The organism is Alteriqipengyuania triglochinis (assembly GCF_054655655.1).
Genome location: NZ_BAAHNC010000006.1, coordinates 50,150 through 67,519, shown reverse-complemented (window position 1 = coordinate 67,519; position 17,370 = coordinate 50,150). Strand labels below are relative to the sequence as shown.

17 protein-coding genes are annotated in these 17,370 nt (G+C 68.1%); 4 read left to right on the top strand and 13 right to left on the bottom strand.

The window, feature by feature from the left end:
• Positions 1 to 41: 41 nt before the first annotated feature.
• The 11 genes from ACYQ0L_RS14330 to tsaD all read right to left on the bottom strand — a co-directional run bounded on the left by ACYQ0L_RS14330 (position 42) and on the right by tsaD (position 10,725).
• Entirely contained in the window at positions 42 to 1,052 is a 1,011-nt protein-coding gene (locus ACYQ0L_RS14330; protein WP_459790035.1) for a fumarylacetoacetate hydrolase family protein, read from the bottom strand.
• Entirely contained in the window at positions 1,049 to 1,699 is a 651-nt protein-coding gene (maiA, locus tag ACYQ0L_RS14325; RefSeq protein WP_459790034.1) for a maleylacetoacetate isomerase, read from the bottom strand. Before maiA ends, ACYQ0L_RS14330 begins: the two co-directional genes overlap by 4 nt.
• Positions 1,700 to 1,959: 260 nt before the next feature.
• Positions 1,960 to 3,135, bottom strand: coding sequence for an acyl-CoA dehydrogenase (locus tag ACYQ0L_RS14320; RefSeq protein WP_459790033.1), 1,176 nt, complete (start codon positions 3,133 to 3,135; stop codon positions 1,960 to 1,962).
• Positions 3,136 to 3,228: 93 nt separating this feature from the next.
• Positions 3,229 to 3,627, bottom strand: a complete 399-nt coding sequence (locus ACYQ0L_RS14315; protein ID WP_459790032.1) for a response regulator — start codon at positions 3,625 to 3,627, stop codon at positions 3,229 to 3,231.
• 99 nt (positions 3,628 to 3,726) lie between these two features.
• On the bottom strand, positions 3,727 to 4,410 hold the full coding sequence (locus tag ACYQ0L_RS14310) for a hypothetical protein (protein ID WP_459790031.1): 684 nt from the start codon (positions 4,408 to 4,410) through the stop codon (positions 3,727 to 3,729).
• A gap of 15 nt (positions 4,411 to 4,425) precedes the next feature.
• Entirely contained in the window at positions 4,426 to 4,578 is a 153-nt protein-coding gene (locus tag ACYQ0L_RS14305) for a hypothetical protein (RefSeq protein ID WP_459790030.1), read from the bottom strand.
• A 13-nt stretch (positions 4,579 to 4,591) separates the two neighbouring features.
• A complete protein-coding gene (locus tag ACYQ0L_RS14300) occupies positions 4,592 to 5,329 on the bottom strand; it encodes an OmpA family protein (protein WP_459790029.1) in 738 nt (245 codons plus the stop codon).
• 52 nt (positions 5,330 to 5,381) lie between these two features.
• Positions 5,382 to 7,073 carry a vWA domain-containing protein gene (locus tag ACYQ0L_RS14295; RefSeq protein WP_459790028.1) on the bottom strand — a complete coding sequence of 564 codons (1,692 nt, stop codon included), beginning with the start codon at positions 7,071 to 7,073 and terminating at the stop codon, positions 5,382 to 5,384.
• Positions 7,074 to 7,181: 108 nt separating this feature from the next.
• A complete protein-coding gene (locus tag ACYQ0L_RS14290) occupies positions 7,182 to 8,711 on the bottom strand; it encodes a lipopolysaccharide biosynthesis protein (RefSeq protein ID WP_459790027.1) in 1,530 nt (509 codons plus the stop codon).
• On the bottom strand, positions 8,708 to 9,697 hold the full coding sequence (locus ACYQ0L_RS14285; RefSeq protein ID WP_459790026.1) for an NAD(P)H-dependent glycerol-3-phosphate dehydrogenase: 990 nt from the start codon (positions 9,695 to 9,697) through the stop codon (positions 8,708 to 8,710). Before ACYQ0L_RS14285 ends, ACYQ0L_RS14290 begins: the two co-directional genes overlap by 4 nt.
• Positions 9,697 to 10,725 (bottom strand): tRNA (adenosine(37)-N6)-threonylcarbamoyltransferase complex transferase subunit TsaD, encoded by a 1,029-nt coding sequence (gene tsaD, locus ACYQ0L_RS14280; RefSeq protein ID WP_459790025.1) that lies wholly within the window; start codon positions 10,723 to 10,725, stop codon positions 9,697 to 9,699. The genes ACYQ0L_RS14285 and tsaD overlap by 1 nt, the downstream gene beginning before the upstream one ends.
• A 45-nt stretch (positions 10,726 to 10,770) precedes the next feature.
• Here tsaD and hemC point away from each other — a divergent pair, with 45 nt between their 5' ends.
• From hemC to ACYQ0L_RS14265, 3 genes are all read left to right on the top strand, one after another.
• Positions 10,771 to 11,700 carry a hydroxymethylbilane synthase gene (gene hemC, locus ACYQ0L_RS14275; RefSeq protein WP_459790024.1) on the top strand — a complete coding sequence of 310 codons (930 nt, stop codon included), beginning with the start codon at positions 10,771 to 10,773 and terminating at the stop codon, positions 11,698 to 11,700.
• A gap of 9 nt (positions 11,701 to 11,709) precedes the next feature.
• A complete protein-coding gene (locus tag ACYQ0L_RS14270; protein WP_459790022.1) occupies positions 11,710 to 12,384 on the top strand; it encodes a uroporphyrinogen-III synthase in 675 nt (224 codons plus the stop codon).
• Positions 12,385 to 12,447: 63 nt separating this feature from the next.
• A complete protein-coding gene (locus ACYQ0L_RS14265; protein ID WP_459790021.1) occupies positions 12,448 to 13,407 on the top strand; it encodes a hypothetical protein in 960 nt (319 codons plus the stop codon).
• A gap of 59 nt (positions 13,408 to 13,466) precedes the next feature.
• Here the strand turns inward: ACYQ0L_RS14265 and ACYQ0L_RS14260 are convergent, their stop codons facing one another.
• On the bottom strand, positions 13,467 to 14,711 hold the full coding sequence (locus tag ACYQ0L_RS14260; RefSeq protein WP_459790020.1) for an FAD-dependent monooxygenase: 1,245 nt from the start codon (positions 14,709 to 14,711) through the stop codon (positions 13,467 to 13,469).
• A gap of 56 nt (positions 14,712 to 14,767) precedes the next feature.
• Here ACYQ0L_RS14260 and ACYQ0L_RS14255 point away from each other — a divergent pair, with 56 nt between their 5' ends.
• Positions 14,768 to 16,855, top strand: coding sequence for a protein-disulfide reductase DsbD family protein (locus tag ACYQ0L_RS14255; protein ID WP_459790074.1), 2,088 nt, complete (start codon positions 14,768 to 14,770; stop codon positions 16,853 to 16,855).
• Here ACYQ0L_RS14255 and ACYQ0L_RS14250 read toward each other — a convergent pair.
• Positions 16,791 to 17,366 carry a hypothetical protein gene (locus ACYQ0L_RS14250; RefSeq protein WP_459790019.1) on the bottom strand — a complete coding sequence of 192 codons (576 nt, stop codon included), beginning with the start codon at positions 17,364 to 17,366 and terminating at the stop codon, positions 16,791 to 16,793. The genes ACYQ0L_RS14255 and ACYQ0L_RS14250 overlap by 65 nt on opposite strands.
• Between the last annotated feature and the right edge of the window lie 4 nt (positions 17,367 to 17,370).

Here is a 17,370-nt window from a genome sequence, read left to right as displayed (position 1 = left end):
GTGCGCCACAAGCTCACCGGGAACGGGAGGCGGATGAACTCCTAGGCTTCGACGACCTTCTGCTCGATTGCGCCGAAGATCGAATGGCCCTGTTCGTCTTCCATCCAGATCTTCACCGTGTCGCCCGGGTGCATGAAGCGCGTCTTGGCTTCGCCGTTGGCGATGGTTTCGATCATGCGGATTTCGGCGATGCAGGAATAGCCCTTGCCGCCTTCGCTGACCGGCTTGCCGGGGTCGCCATCGGGGCCCTGATTGGAGATCGTGCCCGAACCGATGATCGCACCCGCGCCCAGATTGCGCGTCTTGGCGGCATGGACGACCAGATCGGCGAGGCTGAAGGTCGCATCCTGACCCACGTCCGCGCGGCCGAAGGGATCGCCGTTATAGTCGACCATCAGCGCGTGCTGGATCACGCTGTCCTTCCACGCATCGCCCAGCTCGTCGGGCGTGATGGCGACGGGCGAGAATGCGGTGGCGGGCTTGGACTGGAAGAAGCCGAAGCCCTTGGCGAGTTCGCCCGGGATCAGGCCGCGGAGCGAAACGTCGTTGACCAGCATCAGCAGCTTGATGTGATCGGCGGCCTCGTCTGCGGAGACGCCCATCGGCACATCGTCGGTGATGCAGGCGACTTCGCCTTCCATGTCGCAGCCCCATTTGGTGTCGCCCAGCGGGATATCGGCACGCGGGGGCAGGAAGTCGTCGCTGCCGCCCTGGTACATCAGCGGATCGTGGTAGAAGCTTTCGGGCACCTCGGCGCCGCGCGCTTTGCGCACCAGCTCGACGTGGTTGATATAGGCGCTGCCATCGGCCCACTGGTACGCACGCGGTAGCGGCGAATGCGCCTCACGCTCGTGGAACCGCTCGCACGGGACGGCTTCGTTGTTCACATCGCGGTAGAGCGCTTCAAGCTTGGGCGCGATATTGGCCCAGTCGTCGAGCGCGTCCTGCATCGTTGCCGCAATATTGTCCGCCGCGCAGTAGCGGGTGATGTCTTTCGAGACGACCACCAGCTTGCCGTCGCGCGTTCCGTCATTGAGCGTGGCGAGTTTCATTGGGTCTTCTCTCCTTCGGGGGTGTCGTTCTGGTTGTCGGGGTGCGCCCGCTGCACTTCATCCAATGCGAGGCAGGCGGCTTCGATCCGGGTTGTGTGCGGCGCATCGGAGAAATCGTAGCCGAAGCGGCGCGCGTTGTAGATCTGCGGCATCAGCACGACTTCGAAGAAGCCGGGCTCGTCGAACAGGAAATCGCCGGTGTTCAGCTGCGCGAGCCGCTGCTCGATCGGCTGCAATGTGCGCGCGAGCCAGTGGCGATACCAGGCGTTCACGCCCTCCTGATCCTGTCCGTATTCGGTCTTCAGGTACTTGAGCACCGGCACGTTGAGCGGGGCGTGCAACTCGGTCGCGATGGCATAGGCGAGTTCGCGCGCGAGATAACGCTGTTCGATCTCGACAGGCAGCAGTGGCTTGTCGGGATACGCCTCGTCCAGCCATTCGATGATCGCCATCGACTGCACGCGGTCCTTGCCGTGCACTTCCAGCATGGGGACGGTCGCGAAGGGGTTGCGGCCGGCGAAGGCTTCGCCCTTCTGCTGGCCTTCGAGCAGGTTGATCGGGCAATTCTCGTATTCCAGCCCCTTGAGCTGCAGCGCGAGGCGCAGGCGATAGCTCGTGGAGCTGCGGAAGTAGCCGTAGAGTTTCATGTCATTTCCTCGTCATTGCGAGGGGCCGCGAGGCCCCGTGGCAATCCATGGGCCGCGGAGAGCAGGGGCCTGACACACCTGACACAGTGTCCAGAGGCGAAAAACCCGCCCCCCTTTCCGCGGCTTTGAAGAGGCGATCTGAGCGGGCGCGGCGAGGTGGATTCCTCGCTCTTCGCACGGCTTGCCCGAGTAGGACAGCGCCTCGTCATTGCGAGGAGCCGACAGGCTCCCTCCGGTCGCTCGCCATGACGAGGAATGCATCAGAACGCCGGAATACCCGTGATCGCGCGGCCCAGGATCAGCGCGTGGACATCGTGCGTGCCCTCGTAGGTGTTGACCGTTTCCAGGTTCACCATGTGGCGGATCACCTGATATTCCTCGCTGATGCCGTTGCCGCCGTGCATGTCGCGCGCGGCGCGGGCGATGTTCAGTGCCTTGCCGACATTGTTGCGTTTCACGATCGAGATCATGTCGGGCGACCAGTTGCCCTCGTCCATCAGGCGACCGACGCGCAGGCTCGCCTGAAGCCCGAGCGCGATCTCGGTCAGCATGTCGGCCAGCTTCAATTGATAAAGCTGCTTGGAGGCGAGCGGCACGCCGAACTGCTGCCGGTCGAGCCCGTATTGCTTCGCCGCGTTCATGCAGAACTCGGCCGCACCCATGCTGCCCCAGCTGATGCCGTAGCGGGCACGGTTGAGGCAGGAGAACGGCCCTTTCAGCCCCTGCACTTCGGGGAATATGGCGGATGCGGGCACGCGCACCTCGTCCATCATGATCATGCCGGTGGTGCTGGCGCGCAGCGAAATCTTGCCCTCGATCTTGGGTGCCGAAAGCCCCTCCATACCCTTTTCGAGCACGAAGCCGCGAATCGCGCCGCCGTGTTCCTCGCTCTTGGCCCAGACCACGAAAACATCGGCGAAGGGCGAGTTGGAAATCCACGTCTTGCTGCCCGAGATGACATAGTCGTCGCCGTCCTTCTTGGCATGGGTCTTCATGCCCGCCGGGTCGGAGCCTGCATCGGGCTCGGTCAGGCCGAAACAGCCGATCAGCTCGCCGCTGGCGAGGCCGGGAAGGTACTTCTTCTTCTGCTCTTCGGTGCCGAAGGCCTGGATCGGGTACATCACCAGGCTCGACTGGACGCTCGCCATCGAGCGGTAGCCGCTATCGACCCGCTCGATCTCGCGCGCGACGAGGCCGTAGGCGACGTAGCTGGCACCGACGCCGCCATATTCTTCGGGCGTGGTCACGCCCAGCATGCCGGCCTGGCCCATCAGCGGGAACAGCTCGGGTGCGCTCGCCTCTTCCCGGAAGGCGTCGATCACGCGCGGCTGGAGTTCGCTCTGCGCAAAGGCGTGGGCGGATTCGCGGATCATCCGCTCGTCCTCGGTCAGCTGATCGGCGAGGCGGAAGGGGTCGGTGGCGTCGAAGGGGATCATGATGGGCTCGCTTGTTTCGTTGCCCATGCCCATGGCAAATCGGGGGCTGTCCCGGCAAGCCCTGCCTTGGTCCGCGCAGCCGTGCTCGCTGGCTCAGGCGGTCTCGATATCCGGCACGGGCGCAGTCGCCGGCTCTTCGCGCTGGAGCGTCGCGTGCACCTTCGTGATGATGTCGCCCGGGGGGCAGGGCTTCGCCAGCGCAGGGGTGTCGGGGAACCGGTCGGCTACTTCGTCCAGCGGCAGGTGACCCGAATGGAAGATGATCGGCACGTCCTCTGCGAGAAGCTTCTCCGCAAAGGGGTAGACCACCGTGTCGTGCAGCCGGATGTCGAGGATGGCGAGATCGGGCCTGCGCTTCTGGAAGGCGAGCATCGCCGAATGCAGGTCGCTATGCGGCCCTTCGACCTCGTAACCGGCCTCGGTAATGGTGTCGCACAGGTCCATGCCCACGATCAGTTCGTCTTCGGCGACGAGGATGACTGGCTGTTCCATGGGCTCTCCCGATTTCGACCGCAATTTTTTCGAACGGTTCTTTCGAAAGATCGTTCCGCGACTCTTTATCCGTCAAGCGATTTCTTGGGCGCAGCCTGATCAGAGCTTGCCGAAACGCGCCTCATAGGCGGCGGTGTCGCCGCTTTCGAGCAGCTTTGCCTGCTCGATCCAGTTGTCGCGCCGGATGCGGCCCTGGAAGCGGCCGAGCTGGCCGTCGATGCGGTCGATATCGGCCTCGCTCCACGCCGCGATCTGCGCGAAGGAGGTGACGCCCAGCGTATGCAGCTGCGCAGCCAGCTTGGGGCCCACACCCTTGAGCCGGGTGAGATCGTCCGACCCTTCGTCCGCCGACGGAGCGTGCGCTGGCGTAGGCGATGGTGCGGGGCTGACCTGCGCTGGCTCGCTGTCGCTGGTGGTGTCCCGGCCGACGGCGGCACCCACGGCTGCACCTGCGCCTGCCAGCCCCGTGGGGGGCACGGTGGGCTCGTGCGCGGCGGGCTCCTGCGCCGGTTCGGGCGTGGGCGCGGGTCTCTCGGGTGCCGGTTCGGATGGGGATTCGGGCTTGGGCTCGGGTTGCGGCTCGGGGGCCGGCTCGGCGTCCTTTGCGGCCGCGGGCGGCGCATCGATCAGCGCCTGGTTGCGTTTCGTCCCGACCTCTTCGCCGGTCTCGTCGCGCCGGACCCTCGTCTTGCGCGATCCCGACAGGAGGAACCAGGCGATCACGAAGCCGACCAGCACGGCCAGCAGGATCAGCAGCCAGTTCGCCTCGATCAGTTCAATCATGGGGGCAGTGCCTCTCTAGTGGATTTCGTCTGCGCGTTTTCTTTCTGGCGCATTAACGCGAAAGCCACCCTTGCGCAAAGACCAAAGCCCGTGCGCGCCCGCGCCGAGCGCCAGCCCGAAGACGTATCCGGCCAGCGCGAGGACCATCAGTTCGATCGAAAGAGCCATTGGTCTCTCCTCGCTATCGTGCGGCAGGCGTGTCGATGGGGGTGGGCTTGGTGGTCTCGGTGGAGACGACCCGGAACTCGATCCGGCGGTTGGCCGGGTCCGCCGGGTCCAGACCGCGCACCGGGCGGGCCGAGCCATAGCCCGTCGCGCGCAGGTTCTGCGCGGGGATGCCGCGGTCGATCAGCTCGCGGCGGACAGTCTGCGCACGGTCCTTCGACAGGGCGAGGTTGATCTGCGGAGAGCCCGAGGTGTCGGTATGCCCCGAAATCCCGACGATCGCCCCGACGCAGGGGCGCATCGCGGTGGCGAGCTCGTCGAGCACCTCCTCGCTGCCGGGGATGAACTCGGCGGAGGATTCCTCGAACCGGATCGTGCGTTCGGCCAGCACGGTCAGCAGCTCGTTCTCGCAGCGGAGCGATTCGATGTCCGTATCGCCCGAGGCGAGCATCGTGCCGTCGGTCCAGTGGACCCCGCCAATGCCGGGAATATCGGCGATGGCCTGCGCGATGCGCGCGCGTTCCAGCTCCGACAGGTCGCGGTTGGGGGTCAGCATCGGATGGCGGGTCGGCCAGCCGCGCGCGTTGAGGAACAGCACGTCCACCGCCGGGTCGGCCCCCTGGCTGGGTAAGGCACTGACCTGCGCGGCGAGTTCGCGAGTGAACCGGCCTGTGTTCTGGGTGGCGAAGAACAGCGCGAGCACGCACACCAGAACGGCACCGGCAAGTACGACAAGGGCGGGGCGATTGCTCACCCCGCCCCGATAACCAGAGCGGACGCCAAAGGACAAGCGCCCTGACAGGTTGTTATTCCTGGTCGAGGCCCTCGGCTACGCCCACCAGCTTGCTGAATTCCTGGCGGTAGAAATCGCGCTGCGTACCGGCGAGGGTGCGGATCGCGCCGTAATCATAGTCGCTCAGCAGCGTGTCGCCGCGCAGCTTCTGGGCAAACGCCGCGACCGCGGTAGCGAAGGCGAAATCGCCGGTCGGCATCGGAGCCGTCGCCAGCCGGTCCGCCGAAAGGCTCTGCGTGATGAGCGTCGAGGTGTCGCCGTCGGGCTGCTTGTAGCGCAGCTTCACGAAGGCGGCTTCGGTCGCACGATCGCGGGCGGCCTGGGGAATCCGGTCCTGATAGCGGCGCTCGCCGATCCAGCCGTCCGCGCCGACTCCGACCACCTCGTAGATCGCGGTGACCTGGTGGCCCGATCCGATATCGCCCGCATCGACCGCGTCGTTATCGAAATCCTGTTCGCGCAGGATGCGGTTCTCGTACCCGATCAGACGGTACTGGCTGATGACGGCCGGGTTGAACTCGACCTGGATCTTCACGTCCTTGGCGATCGTATAGAGCGTCGCGCCGAGCTGTTCGCCGAGCACCTTGCGGGCCTCGATCGCGCTGTCGATGTAGCCGTAATTGCCGTTCCCCTTGTCGGCGATCTGCTCCATCAGCGCTTCGTTGATGTTGCCGCGGCCGAAGCCCAGCACGCTCATCGCGATGCCGTTGCGGCGCTTGTTTTCGACATAGTCGAGCAGGGCGTCATTGTCCGACATCCCGACGTTGAAATCGCCGTCGGTCGCGAGGATCACGCGGTTGATCCCATCGACCTTGCTACCCTCGGCCACCCGATAGGCCAGCTCCAGCCCTGCGCCACCGGCGGTCGAACCACCGGCGGACAGGCTGTCCAGCGCGGCGAGGATCTCGCGCGGGTCGCTGGTCGGTTCGAGGACGAGGCCCGCCGCGCCGGCATAGACGACGATCGAGACGCGATCTTGCGGGGTCAGGCGGCTGACCAGCGTCTTCATCGCGGTCTTGACCAGCGGCAGCTTGTCGGGCGAGCCCATCGATCCCGACACGTCGAGCAGGAAGACGAGGTTGGCCGCCGGGCGTTCTTCCTTCGGTGCGTCGTATCCGGCGAGCCCGATCCGCATGAGGCGGGTATCGGCATCCCACGGGGTGCGCGCCACATCCATGTTGACCGTGAAGGGCGCGGCGTCCGCGCTGGACGGGCGCGGATAGTCGTAGCGGAAGTAGTTTACGAACTCTTCGGTCCGCACCGCGCCCTTGGGCGGCATCTGGCCATCGGTCAGCATCCGGCGGGCGTTGGAATAGGAGCCCGTGTCGACATCGACCGAGAAGGTCGAGACCGGCTGTTCCATCGTCACCGCGACTTCGGAGACGTCCTTGCCATCATACCGCTCGCGGTCGGGCACGCGCGGCACGACGATCGAGGGGATGTAGCGCAGGTCGGGTGAGGTTGCCGGCTGGCCCTGCGGCGTCGAGGCCGCTTCGGCGCCCATCCTGGTTGCCGAGACCACGATCTGCTGGCTGGGCGATGCCATGGCCATCGCCGCAGGGGGCGGTGGGGGCGGTGCAGGTGGCGGAGGAGGCTGGGGAATCGAGGCGCTGTCGCTACGCGAGGCATTATTGCCGTCGGCAGTGGCGCATCCGCTCAGCGCCAGGCTGAAAATCGCCGCAACCGCGAGTGTCTTCGTTCCCATCGCCGGTCTGCCCATGGCCAGTCTCCCCATCGCTATTCCTGCCCGTATTGCCTGCCAAACTCGGGCGCGGCGCGTGAATACCTTCTGAATAGTGCCGGCCGCGCGCGCTCAGTCTTCCTCCGGCGCGAGGTTGCGGCGGAACAGCACGCGGTCCTCGGGCCGGAAGGCGACGAACCAGATGATCGTCCCGTAGGTCAGCAGGATCGCGGGAATGCCGACGACCAGCTCCAGCCATTCGGGCAGCAGCGTGGCAAGCCAGCCGACCAGCGCGGCAGGGATCGCGGCGGCGAACAGCCCCCAGCGGAAATTGTTCACCGTCGCGCCGAGGATGCGGCCGAGCATCACGCTCTTGACGATGCTGGCCCCGGCCAGCGAGATTGCCAGCGCCAGCGCGGCGGCGGGTGCGCGCAGGTTTTCTGACAGGCCCTGATCGGTGATCGCGACCATGAAGGCGATGGTCAGCACCGCCTGGAACAGGATCGTCGCGACCGAGACGACTAGGTTGCGCATCCGCGCGATGTAGATGAGCGCGCTTTCGGACACGACCGCGAGAGCGGCGACCACCTCCGCCACCAGCAGGATCGAGAGCGCGCTCGTCCCGCTGACGAAGTCTGGACCGAGCAGCCCCATCACCGCCTCGCCCGGGATCGCAAGCGCCAGCGCGATGCCCGCCTGCACCGCGACGATCCAGAAGCCGACCTGGCACACCTGCTTGGCGATGGCCGAGCGGTCGCCGACCTTGAGCGCGGCGGTGATGACGGGGCCGAGGATGGGATCGAAGCTGGTCTTCAGCTTCTGCGGCAGCGTGGCGACCTGCTGCACCGCGTAATAGACGCCCACCTGCGACGGGTTTGCGAATTGTGCGAGGATGAAAAGGTCGAGCTTGCGCGTGCCCCATTCGATCGCGTCGGCGCCGGCCAGCGGCAGGTTGCGCATCGCCAGCCGGAACACGCGCGCCGGATGGGGCAGCCAGCCACGCGGGAGGCCGTAGTGCCGGATCACCGGCATGAATGCGGCAACGCATGCCGCGATGATCGATACGACATAGGCCAGTTCGAGCCCGCTGTCGGGCACCACGAGGAACAGTGCGCCTGCCGCGATCGAGATCGTCCAGGGTTCCACGATCGCGCGGCTGCGCACGGTTGCGCCGATGTCGAACCGATAGGCGCACGCCGCCAGCGCGACCTCGGTCAGCGCGAAGGGCAGGATGGTGAAGACCAGCAGCCACGACAGCTCGCCATTCGCGCCGTTGGGAAACATCGGCTGCGGAAAGATCAGCAGCAGGCCGGTGAAGATCAGCGATGTGATCAGGCTGAGCGTCATCGCATCGGCCACGGTGTGCGACGGGTCGCGGGTCTCGTTTTCGCTCAACTGCTGGGCGAGCCCGCGCTTCTGGCCGAGTACCGCCACCTGGCTGGCCAGTTCGATCAGCACCAGCGCGGCGGCGAAACGGCCGAGCATCTCGTCGCCATAGAGCCTCCCTGCGATGAACAGGAACGGGATGCGCGCCGCGAGGCGGATCAGGAAGCCGAAGAAATTGGTCCGTCCGCCGCGCGCAAGCGCAGCCATATCGTCGCGCGGAGGTCCCTCGGCGGGTGCCTCTTTGCGTGGATTTCCGGTCGTGTCGTTCGCGCTCAAGCGGAGCGGCTTTCGGTGGTCAGCGGGCGGGCCAGCAACGCGTCGGCGACATCGGCGGCGCGTTGCCCGTCGAGCAGCGCGACCACCGCATCGACGATCGGCATGTCGATGCCTTCCGCGTGGGCGAGCCGCTGCAGCACCGGCGCGGTATGCGCGCCTTCGGCCACGGTCTGGCGGTTGGCCATCAGGTCGGCGGCGCTCCGGCCTTCGCCGATCGCCTTGCCGAGCGAGAAGTTGCGGCTGGAGGTGGACGAGCAGGTCAGCACCAGATCGCCGAGCCCGCACAGACCCGCCATCGTGTCGAAGCTGGCCCCGCGCGAGGCACCGAACCGCGCCATCTCGGCGAAGCCGCGCGTGATCAGCGCGTTGCGCGCATTCTGGCCGAGCGCGAGCCCGTCGACCACGCCGCAGGCAATGGCGAGCACGTTCTTCACCGCACCGCCGATCTCCGCGCCGATCAGGTCGGCGCTGTAATAGGGACGGAAGGTGGCGCGCGCGATCACGGGGGAGAGCCGCTCCCACTGCTCTTCGCCACCTTCGCAGGCGAGGGTGACTGCAGCGGGCAGCCCGGCGGCAACTTCGTGCGCGAAGGTCGGGCCGGAAAGCGCGGCGAGACTCGCCTTGGGGCAGGTCTCGTGCGCCATGTCGCTCATCAGAGCGCCGGTCGATTGCTCGATGCCCTTGGCGCAGATGACGAGATCGCCGGAGAATGCGGGCATCTCGCCCAGCACCTTGCGCAGATGCTGCGCAGGGGCGACCGCGAGAACGGTCTGCGCATCGGCGATATCGGCCAGATCGCCGGTGGCGCGGATATTCGGGGCAAGCTGTGCATCGGGCAGGAAGGGCGTGTTGCGATGGTCGGCGTTGATTTCCGCCACCACCTCTGGCTCCAGCGCCCACAGCATCACGTCACGCCCGTCGCTGGCGAGCATCTGCGCGAGCGCGGTTCCCCACGCTCCGCCACCAAGCACTGCTACATCTGCCATCAGGCCTTCACTCCCGCTCCGCGTGCTGGTTCTGCCTCGGGGTCGAGCGGCCAGCGCGGACGGGCTTTGTAGTCGAGCGGATCGTTCTGGCCCAGCCTTTCGCAGCCGGCCCATGCGATCATCGCGGCATTATCCGTGCACAGCTTGGGCGGAGGCGCGACGAAGCGCATTGCGTGGCGCTCTGCCAGCGCTTCCAGAGCGGCGCGCACGCTGGCATTGGCGGCCACCCCGCCCGCGACGACCAGCGCGGGGGCAGGGCCGGTGGTCGCGATCGCGCGTTCCAGCCGGTCGGTCAGGCAGTCGATCGCGGCCTGCTGGAAGCTCGCGGCGATATCGGCGGTTTCGTACTGGCCGCTTTCATGCGCGCGCAGCACCGCGCTCTTGAGCCCGGCGAAGGAGAAATGCGGTTCCTTGCCGCCGACCAGCGGGCGGGGCAGGGGGACGGCCTTCGGATCGCCTTCGCGCGCCAGCTTCTCGACCGCGGGCCCACCGGGGAAGCCTAGCCGCAAGATCTTGGCGGTCTTGTCGAACGCCTCGCCCACGGCATCGTCGATCGTGGTGGCGAGGCGGCGATACTGCCCCACGCCCTCGCACCGCAGGATCTGGCAATGCCCGCCCGAGACGAGCAGCAGCAGGTAGGGAAATTCGAGTTCGGAATCGACCAGCCGGGGGCTGAGCGCATGGCCTTCGAGATGGTTGATCGCAATCAGCGGCACGTCGCTCGCCATCGCGAGCGCCTTTGCGCTGACCAGCCCGACCATCACCCCGCCGATCAGGCCGGGGCCGGCAGTGGCGGCGATGGCGGAGAGGTCGGCCAGCTCCATGCCGGATTCTTCCATCACCTCCGCGACCATCGGCGCGATCCGCTCTGCATGCGCGCGCGCGGCGATTTCGGGCACCACGCCGCCATAGGGGCGATGCGCTTCGTCCTGCGACGCGACGCGCTGTGCGATGATCCGCCGGTCGGTGCCCACCAGCGCCACCGCGGTCTCGTCGCAGCTGGATTCGATCCCGAGTACCGTTTGCATGGTGCTTTCCCTTAAAGCAGCAGGGGGCTAGGGCAAGCAAAGCCTATGTCGAACGCACCAATACTCCGCCTCGGAACCCGCCGTTCTCCGCTTGCCATGGCGCAGGCCCACGAAACCCGCGCGCGCCTGTGCGCCGCCCACGGGTGGGACGAGAACGCGGTCGAGCTCGTCCCCGTCGTCGCCGGGGGCGACAAGGTGCAGGACCGTCCGCTCGCCGATGTCGGCGGCAAGGCGCTGTGGACGCGCGAGCTCGATGGCTGGCTGGCCGAAGGGAAGATCGACGCCGCGGTCCATTCGCTCAAGGATGTCGAGACGATCCGGCCCGAGTGGATTGCCCTTGCCGCAATCCTCCCCAGGGCCGACCGGCGCGACGTGCTGCTGGGGGCACCTTCGGTCGAGGTGATCCCGCGCGGCGCACGGCTAGGGACGAGCGCGCCGCGCCGCGCCGCGCAGATGAAGAACCTGCGCCCCGATATCGAGACCGTGCTGTTTCGAGGCAATGTCGCCACCCGGATGGCCAAGCTGCAGGCGCGCGAGGCGGATGTGACGCTGCTCGCCGCCGCCGGGCTGGAACGGCTGGGCGAACAGGGGGTCGGCACCCCGCTCGACTATCCCGGCTGGCTGCCTGCCCCCTCGCAGGGCGCGATCGGGATCGAATGCCGTGCCGACGATGCGCGCACGCGCGACGCGCTTGCCGTAATCGACGATGCTTCGACCCGCGCCGAGGTGAGCGTGGAGCGTGCCCTGCTCGAGGCGCTGGGTGGCTCGTGCCATAGCCCGGTCGGCATGCTCGCGCTGGAGGAGGGAGACGCAATCCGCCTCACCGCCGCGCTGTTCAGCGCCGACGGGGCCGAGCGGATCGACGGGACCTGCGATATCTCCCCGGGCGATGACGCGGCGATCCGCGCCTTCGCCGCCGACCTGCTGGGCCGCGCGACACCCGGGATCGTGACGCTCTTCACCGGCGCCAGCTGAGGTTGACGGATGGCGCGCGCCGTCTTCGTCCTGCGCCCCGAACCGGGCCTTGCCGCCACCATGAAACGCGGGTGCGCGATGGGCTTGCCGATGGAGGCAATGCCGCTGAGTCATGCCGAATCCGTGGCGTGGCGCAGACCCGCAGGTGCTTTCGACGGCATCCTGCTGGGCAGCGCCAACGGGCTGCGCCTTGCGGGCGACAGCTTGCAGGGCCTGGCCGACCTGCCGGTCTATGCCGTGGGGCAGGCGACCGCCGACACTGCACAGGCGCTAGGCTTCACAGTCGCGAAAGTGGGCGCAGGCGGGTTGCAGCGGCTGGTCGAAAGCCTGCCGGAAGACAGGCCGCTCAGATTGCTGCGGCTGGCGGGGGATGAGCATCTCCCGCTCGCCGCGCCCGACCACATCGCGATCGAAACCGCCGTCACCTATGCGATCGTTCACCGTCCGCTGGGGGATGCGGATGCCGCGCGGCTGGCGCGCGGCGGAGTCGTGCTGCTCCATTCGGGGGCCTCGGCGCAGCACTTTGCCGACGAGTGCGGGCGGATCGGTCTGGACCGCGCAAATTTGTCGCTCGCCGCGCTGGCGCCAAGGATCGGCACAAGTGTTCCGGAAGGCTGGAAAAGCCTTCGCGTGGCGGCTACGCCTGACGATGCGGCCCTGCTTTCCCTTGCCGCCGACATGTGACATTAACCAGTTACCGCTATGCTCCGCTGCGGGATCTCGGGGCGACACGGGAATGGAATTGTAATGGATTTCGATGACGCCCGGCAGGATCGTACGCCGCTTTCGCGTACCTTGCTGGGCATTGGCCTGGTGGTAGTGCTGCTGGTCGCGGCGGGGGCGTTGTTCCTCGTCTGGCGTCCTGAGACCTATACCCAGACCGTTGCCGCGCTGACCGACACGTCCGGCGATGCGAACGAGCCGATGGTGCGCGCGGGCGCAACGCCCGTCTCGACGCAGAACAAGGGCCTGGGGGCCGAAGCGGGGGCCGTGCCCACCCCGCGCCCCAAAGCCGCGCCGAGCACCGCCGCGACCGATACGAGCGTGGAGCGGGTGGTGCAGCAGCAGGGCGGCCTCGAACAGCGGCTGGCCGCGGCGGAGCAGCGGCTCGCGCGGCTCGACCTCCAGGCACAGGCGGCGGCGGGCAATGCCGCGCGGGCCGAGGGGCTGCTAATCTCTTTCGCGACCCGCCGCTCGATCGAACGGGGCGAGGAACTGGGCTATCTCGCCGACCAGCTGCGCCTGCGCTTCGGCGACGCGCTGCCCAACGCGGTCCGCACGTTGACCGACATGAGCCGCAATCCGGTGACCATCGACCAGCTGCTCGCCCGGCTCGAAGGGCTGGAGCCCGCCCTGCGCGCCTCGCCCGAAGAGCCCAGCCTGCAACGCTTGCGGCGCGAGCTGTCCAACCTGTTCGTCATCCGCCGCCAGACCGCGCCTTCGCCCCAGCCGAAACGCAGGCTCGAACGCGCGCGCATGTTCCTCGAGACCGGGCGCTACGAAAACGCGATTCAGGAAGTGCAGAACACGCCGGGCGCCGACGCGGCCGGGCAATGGGTGGCCGACGTGCGCCGCTATGCCGCCGCCCAGCGCGCGCTCGACCTGATCGAGACCGCGGCGATCCTCGAGCCGCGTCGGCTGCGCGATGGTTCCGGAGAGCGGGTGGAGCAGCCGAGCCCGGTCGTCTCGCCCACGCCCGAAGGCTAGGGCAGGCGTTCGGGCGCCACCGGCTTGCCCGGGTGACGGGGCCTAAGGTCAGACTTTTCTCAGCCCTGCATCAGCTTCGGCACGTCTCCGCTCACGCCGCGCGCCTCGTCCATGAACCAGCGCTTCAACGGCTCGATCCGCTGGACGCCGGCCATGCCGAAGCGGCGCAGCGCGGAGGCGCCGGGGCCGGAGACGCCGAACAGCCGGGTCAGCCCGTCGGTCGCGAGCGAGACCATGAAGGCATCGAGCCCGCGCCAGCTTTCGTAACGCTTGAGAAGCTCCGCATCGCCGGGATCGAGTCCGAGCCGCTTGCCTTCCGCGATCACCTCCACCAGCGCGCCCGCATCGCGCAGGCCGAGGTTGAGGCCCTGCCCCGCGATCGGGTGGATTCCGTGCGCCGCATCGCCGACCAGCGCCAGCCGATGCTCGACGATCTTGGCGGTGTGGTGGAAGCCCAGCGGGTAGGAACTGCGCGGGCCGTTGGCTTCGAGGTCGCCGAACATGCGGCCCATCCGCTTTTCCACCTCGGCGATGAAGGCGCGGTCGCCCAGCGCCTGCACCGCATCGCCATCCCGCTCGTCCACCGTCCACACCAGCGCGCTGCGGCGGCGGCCCTGCTCGTCGTCGAGCATGGGCAGCAGCGCGAAGGGGCCTTCGGGGTAGAAGATTTCCCACGCGACATTGTCGTGCGGCTTGGAGTGGATCAGCCCCGCGATGATTGCGCGGTGATCGTACTGCCAGTTGGCGATCTTGACCCCTGCCTCCTCGCGCGTGGGCGAGCGGCGGCCCTCGGCGGCGACCATCAACCGCCCTTCGAGCACGGTGCCATCGGCGAGCGTGGCGGACACCGAATGATTGCCGCGCTCCCGCTTCACCACATCGACGCCCGCGTGCCATGCGATCAGCGGTTCGGCCTTGGCGGCTTCGAACAGGGCGAGACGCAGGCGGCGGTTGGCGAACATGCGGCCGAGCGACCCGTCGCCCCCGGTAGTTTCGGTGTCGGGCTGGAAGTCGATCCGGCCCGGCTTCAACTGGTCGGTCACCGCGATCTTGGCAATGGGGCAGCCATGCTCCTCCAGCGCGCCCGCCAGCCCGATATTGGTGAACAGGTTCCAGCTGGCGGTGGAGATGGCGGAGGCGCGTCCGTCGAAGCCTTCGGCCGTCAGGCTTGCGGGATCGGCGCGGTCCACCACATGGCTGGCAATGCCTTTCCTTGCGGCGGCCAGCGCGAGCGTCATGCCCACAAGCCCGCCCCCCAGGATCAGGAGATCGCGCGTGTCGGACGGTTTGGGCTTGGTGGGCATGGAAGAGGGCGCTCGCTCGCTTGTTTCGGCTTGCCGACAGCACTAGGCCGCTGGCGATGATGCGCGCAACCCTCCCTTCGGTCCGGCAGGTCCTGTCGCTACTGCTCGCGCTGCTGGTGGCGGCCTTGCTGCCGGGGGTGGCGGCGGCGCAGGACGCCAACATGCCCGCGCGGCTGCTGGTCGAAGGGCCGGTGAAGCCGGGCGGCGAGACGCGCATCGCGATCCGCTTCAGCCCGGTGTCGGAGGAATGGCACGGCTACTGGTCCAACCCCGGCGATGCGGGGCTGGGCATGGAGGTGGCGTGGGATCTGCCCCAAGGAGTGTCGATCGGGGAATTTCGCTACCCCGCGCCGCAACGGCTGCTGATCGGCGATCTGATGAACCACATCTTCGAAGGCGAATATGCGGTCGTCGCGCCGCTGCGTGTGGCCGAAGATACGGCGGTGGACGGGCCCTTCGAATTGCGCGGCACCGCGAACTACCTCGCCTGTACCGACACGATCTGCGTCCCCCAGCGTGCAGAGTTGCGCGCCGTGGTGAGCGTGGGCGAAGCCGGAAACGGGGGTGGCACCGATCCGCGCTTCGCGCAGTACCAGAGCGCGCTCGCCGCCCCGCTCGACAGTCCGGCGCGTGTCGCGTTCGGTGGCGACCGGCTACGGCTCGCGATCCCGCTGCCTGCCAGCCTCGAAGTGGGCAGCCCGCACGTCTTCATCGAGAACCGCGAGCTGGTCGACTACGCGGCCCCGCAAGCCTTCTTCCGCAACGGCGACACGCTGGTGGCCGAGGTGCCGCTGCAGGGCGAGGGCGCGCGGCCCGGGGAGATCACCGGCATCGTGCGGCTGGGCGATGGCACCGGCCTCTCCTTCACCGCCCGCGCAGGGGATGTGCCGACCGGCGGCGAGGCGCTGCGGACCGGGGGCAGCCTGCCGCCATGGTGGGCGCTGCTCGGCGCAGCGCTGCTCGGCGGGCTGATCCTCAACATCATGCCCTGCGTCTTCCCGATCCTCTCGCTCAAGGCGCTGTCGCTCGCCAGGGTGGGTGGGGCGGAACGCGCGGCCCGCAAGGATGCGCTCGCCTATACCGCAGGCGTGGTGCTCGCCTGCCTCGCGCTCGGCGGGCTGTTGCTGATACTGCGTGCGAGCGGCGAGGCGGTCGGCTGGGCGTTCCAGCTACAGGAGCCGGGCGTAGTGGTCGCGCTGTTCCTGTTGGCCGTGGCGCTGACCGCCAACTTCCTCGGCGCGTTCGAGATTCCGGGCATGGCGATTACCGGCGGCGGGGCGAGCGGGCGCGGCACGTTCGCCACCGGTCTGCTCGCGGCCTTCGTCGCCACGCCGTGCACGGGACCGTTCATGGCGGCGGCGATGGGCGCGGCGCTCGTGCTGCCGTGGCCGCTGGCGCTCGGCCTGTTCGGCGCACTGGGCCTCGGCATTGCATTGCCGTTCCTGCTCGTCGGCTTCGTGCCCGCGCTCCGCCGCCGCCTGCCAAGGCCGGGCAGGTGGATGGAGACCTTCCGCCGCTGGATGGCGCTCCCGATGGGGCTGACCGCGCTGGCGCTGGCGTGGCTGGTGTGGCGCATTGGTGGAGACGTTTTTGCCGCAGGCGTGCTTTCCCTCGCCGTGCTGGTGATCCTTGCGCTGCTCTATACTGGGCGACAGCAAGCGAGCGGAAACGGCACCCACTTCCTCTGGCCGGTGCTCGCCCCCCTCGTGCTCGTGATGGTCTTCTTCGTCTTGCCGGGCCACGTGTCGCAAGATGGCGGCGGCCCGGCGGCCGACATGCTCGACAGCCAGCCCTTCAGCGAGGCTGCGCTCGCCGAGGCGCGGGCCGAAAACCGCCCGATATTCCTCTACTTCACCGCCGACTGGTGCCTGACCTGCAAGGTCAACGAGAGCGTGGCGCTGGAGCGCGAGGCAACCGCCGACGCGCTCGAAGCTGCCGATGCGCTCGTCCTGCGCGGCGACTGGACCCGCCGTGATCCCGAGATCACCGCCTTCCTGACGGAGGAGGGCGTGGCGGGTGTGCCGCTCTACCTGTGGTATGCGCCGGGCGCCGCGCAGCCGGAGCGGCTGCCGCAGGTGCTCAGCCCGGGGTCGGTCGAACGGTTGGCGTCTGCTTCCGGACCGCAAGGCGACACGTCTCGATAAGGTCGCGCGGCGCATCGCTCGCGTTGAGGGCCAGCGTTCCTGCGCCGGGGATCGTCAGCTGCACGCCGCGCCTGCCGGTCAGCACGTCGAGCTTCTCCGAATCGAGCGGGATCGTCCCCTCCCACAGGAAGGCGCGGCCATTATCGGTCGCATCGACCGGGAAGCGTTCCTTGTGCCCGTTGCCGATGATCGCCATCAGCGCCTGCGCGCCCTCGTCCGCGCGGGCGAAACGGGTGACGCGCACCTGCGGCTGGAGTTCGCTGTCCTCGTCGGGCAATTCGCACGCGAGCGCGGCGAAGGGCTGCTGGCCGGGAATGCCGTAGAGCAGGCGCAGCGGCGTGGTGCTGGGCGCCCAGACCGCGCCCTCCGCATCGGGCGAAGGCTGCGGTTCGCTCGCGTAGCTCGCGGTATCGGGCGGGTCGGTGCGCCCTTCGTAGCGATCGGCGGCGGGCGGCTGGCAGGCGGTCGCCGCGAGGGCCAGCGGTGCGGCAAGCAGGGCGAGGCGCGTCATGGGC

Bases quoted from the DNA above. Each gene is read 5' to 3' on its own strand.
- ACYQ0L_RS14330 (WP_459790035.1), bottom strand. From the start codon at position 1,052: ATGAAACTCGCCACGCTCAATGACGGAACGCGCGACGGCAAGCTGGTG.
- maiA (WP_459790034.1), bottom strand. From the start codon at position 1,699: ATGAAACTCTACGGCTACTTCCGCAGCTCCACGAGCTATCGCCTGCGC.
- ACYQ0L_RS14320 (WP_459790033.1), bottom strand. From the start codon at position 3,135: ATGATCCCCTTCGACGCCACCGACCCCTTCCGCCTCGCCGATCAGCTG.
- ACYQ0L_RS14315 (WP_459790032.1), bottom strand. From the start codon at position 3,627: ATGGAACAGCCAGTCATCCTCGTCGCCGAAGACGAACTGATCGTGGGC.
- ACYQ0L_RS14310 (WP_459790031.1), bottom strand. From the start codon at position 4,410: ATGATTGAACTGATCGAGGCGAACTGGCTGCTGATCCTGCTGGCCGTG.
- ACYQ0L_RS14305 (WP_459790030.1), bottom strand. From the start codon at position 4,578: ATGGCTCTTTCGATCGAACTGATGGTCCTCGCGCTGGCCGGATACGTC.
- ACYQ0L_RS14295 (WP_459790028.1), bottom strand. From the start codon at position 7,073: ATGGGAACGAAGACACTCGCGGTTGCGGCGATTTTCAGCCTGGCGCTG.
- ACYQ0L_RS14285 (WP_459790026.1), bottom strand. From the start codon at position 9,697: ATGGCAGATGTAGCAGTGCTTGGTGGCGGAGCGTGGGGAACCGCGCTC.
- tsaD (WP_459790025.1), bottom strand. From the start codon at position 10,725: ATGCAAACGGTACTCGGGATCGAATCCAGCTGCGACGAGACCGCGGTG.
- hemC (WP_459790024.1), top strand. From the start codon at position 10,771: ATGTCGAACGCACCAATACTCCGCCTCGGAACCCGCCGTTCTCCGCTT.
- ACYQ0L_RS14270 (WP_459790022.1), top strand. From the start codon at position 11,710: ATGGCGCGCGCCGTCTTCGTCCTGCGCCCCGAACCGGGCCTTGCCGCC.
- ACYQ0L_RS14265 (WP_459790021.1), top strand. From the start codon at position 12,448: ATGGATTTCGATGACGCCCGGCAGGATCGTACGCCGCTTTCGCGTACC.
- ACYQ0L_RS14260 (WP_459790020.1), bottom strand. From the start codon at position 14,711: ATGCCCACCAAGCCCAAACCGTCCGACACGCGCGATCTCCTGATCCTG.
- ACYQ0L_RS14255 (WP_459790074.1), top strand. From the start codon at position 14,768: ATGATGCGCGCAACCCTCCCTTCGGTCCGGCAGGTCCTGTCGCTACTG.
- ACYQ0L_RS14250 (WP_459790019.1), bottom strand. From the start codon at position 17,366: ATGACGCGCCTCGCCCTGCTTGCCGCACCGCTGGCCCTCGCGGCGACC.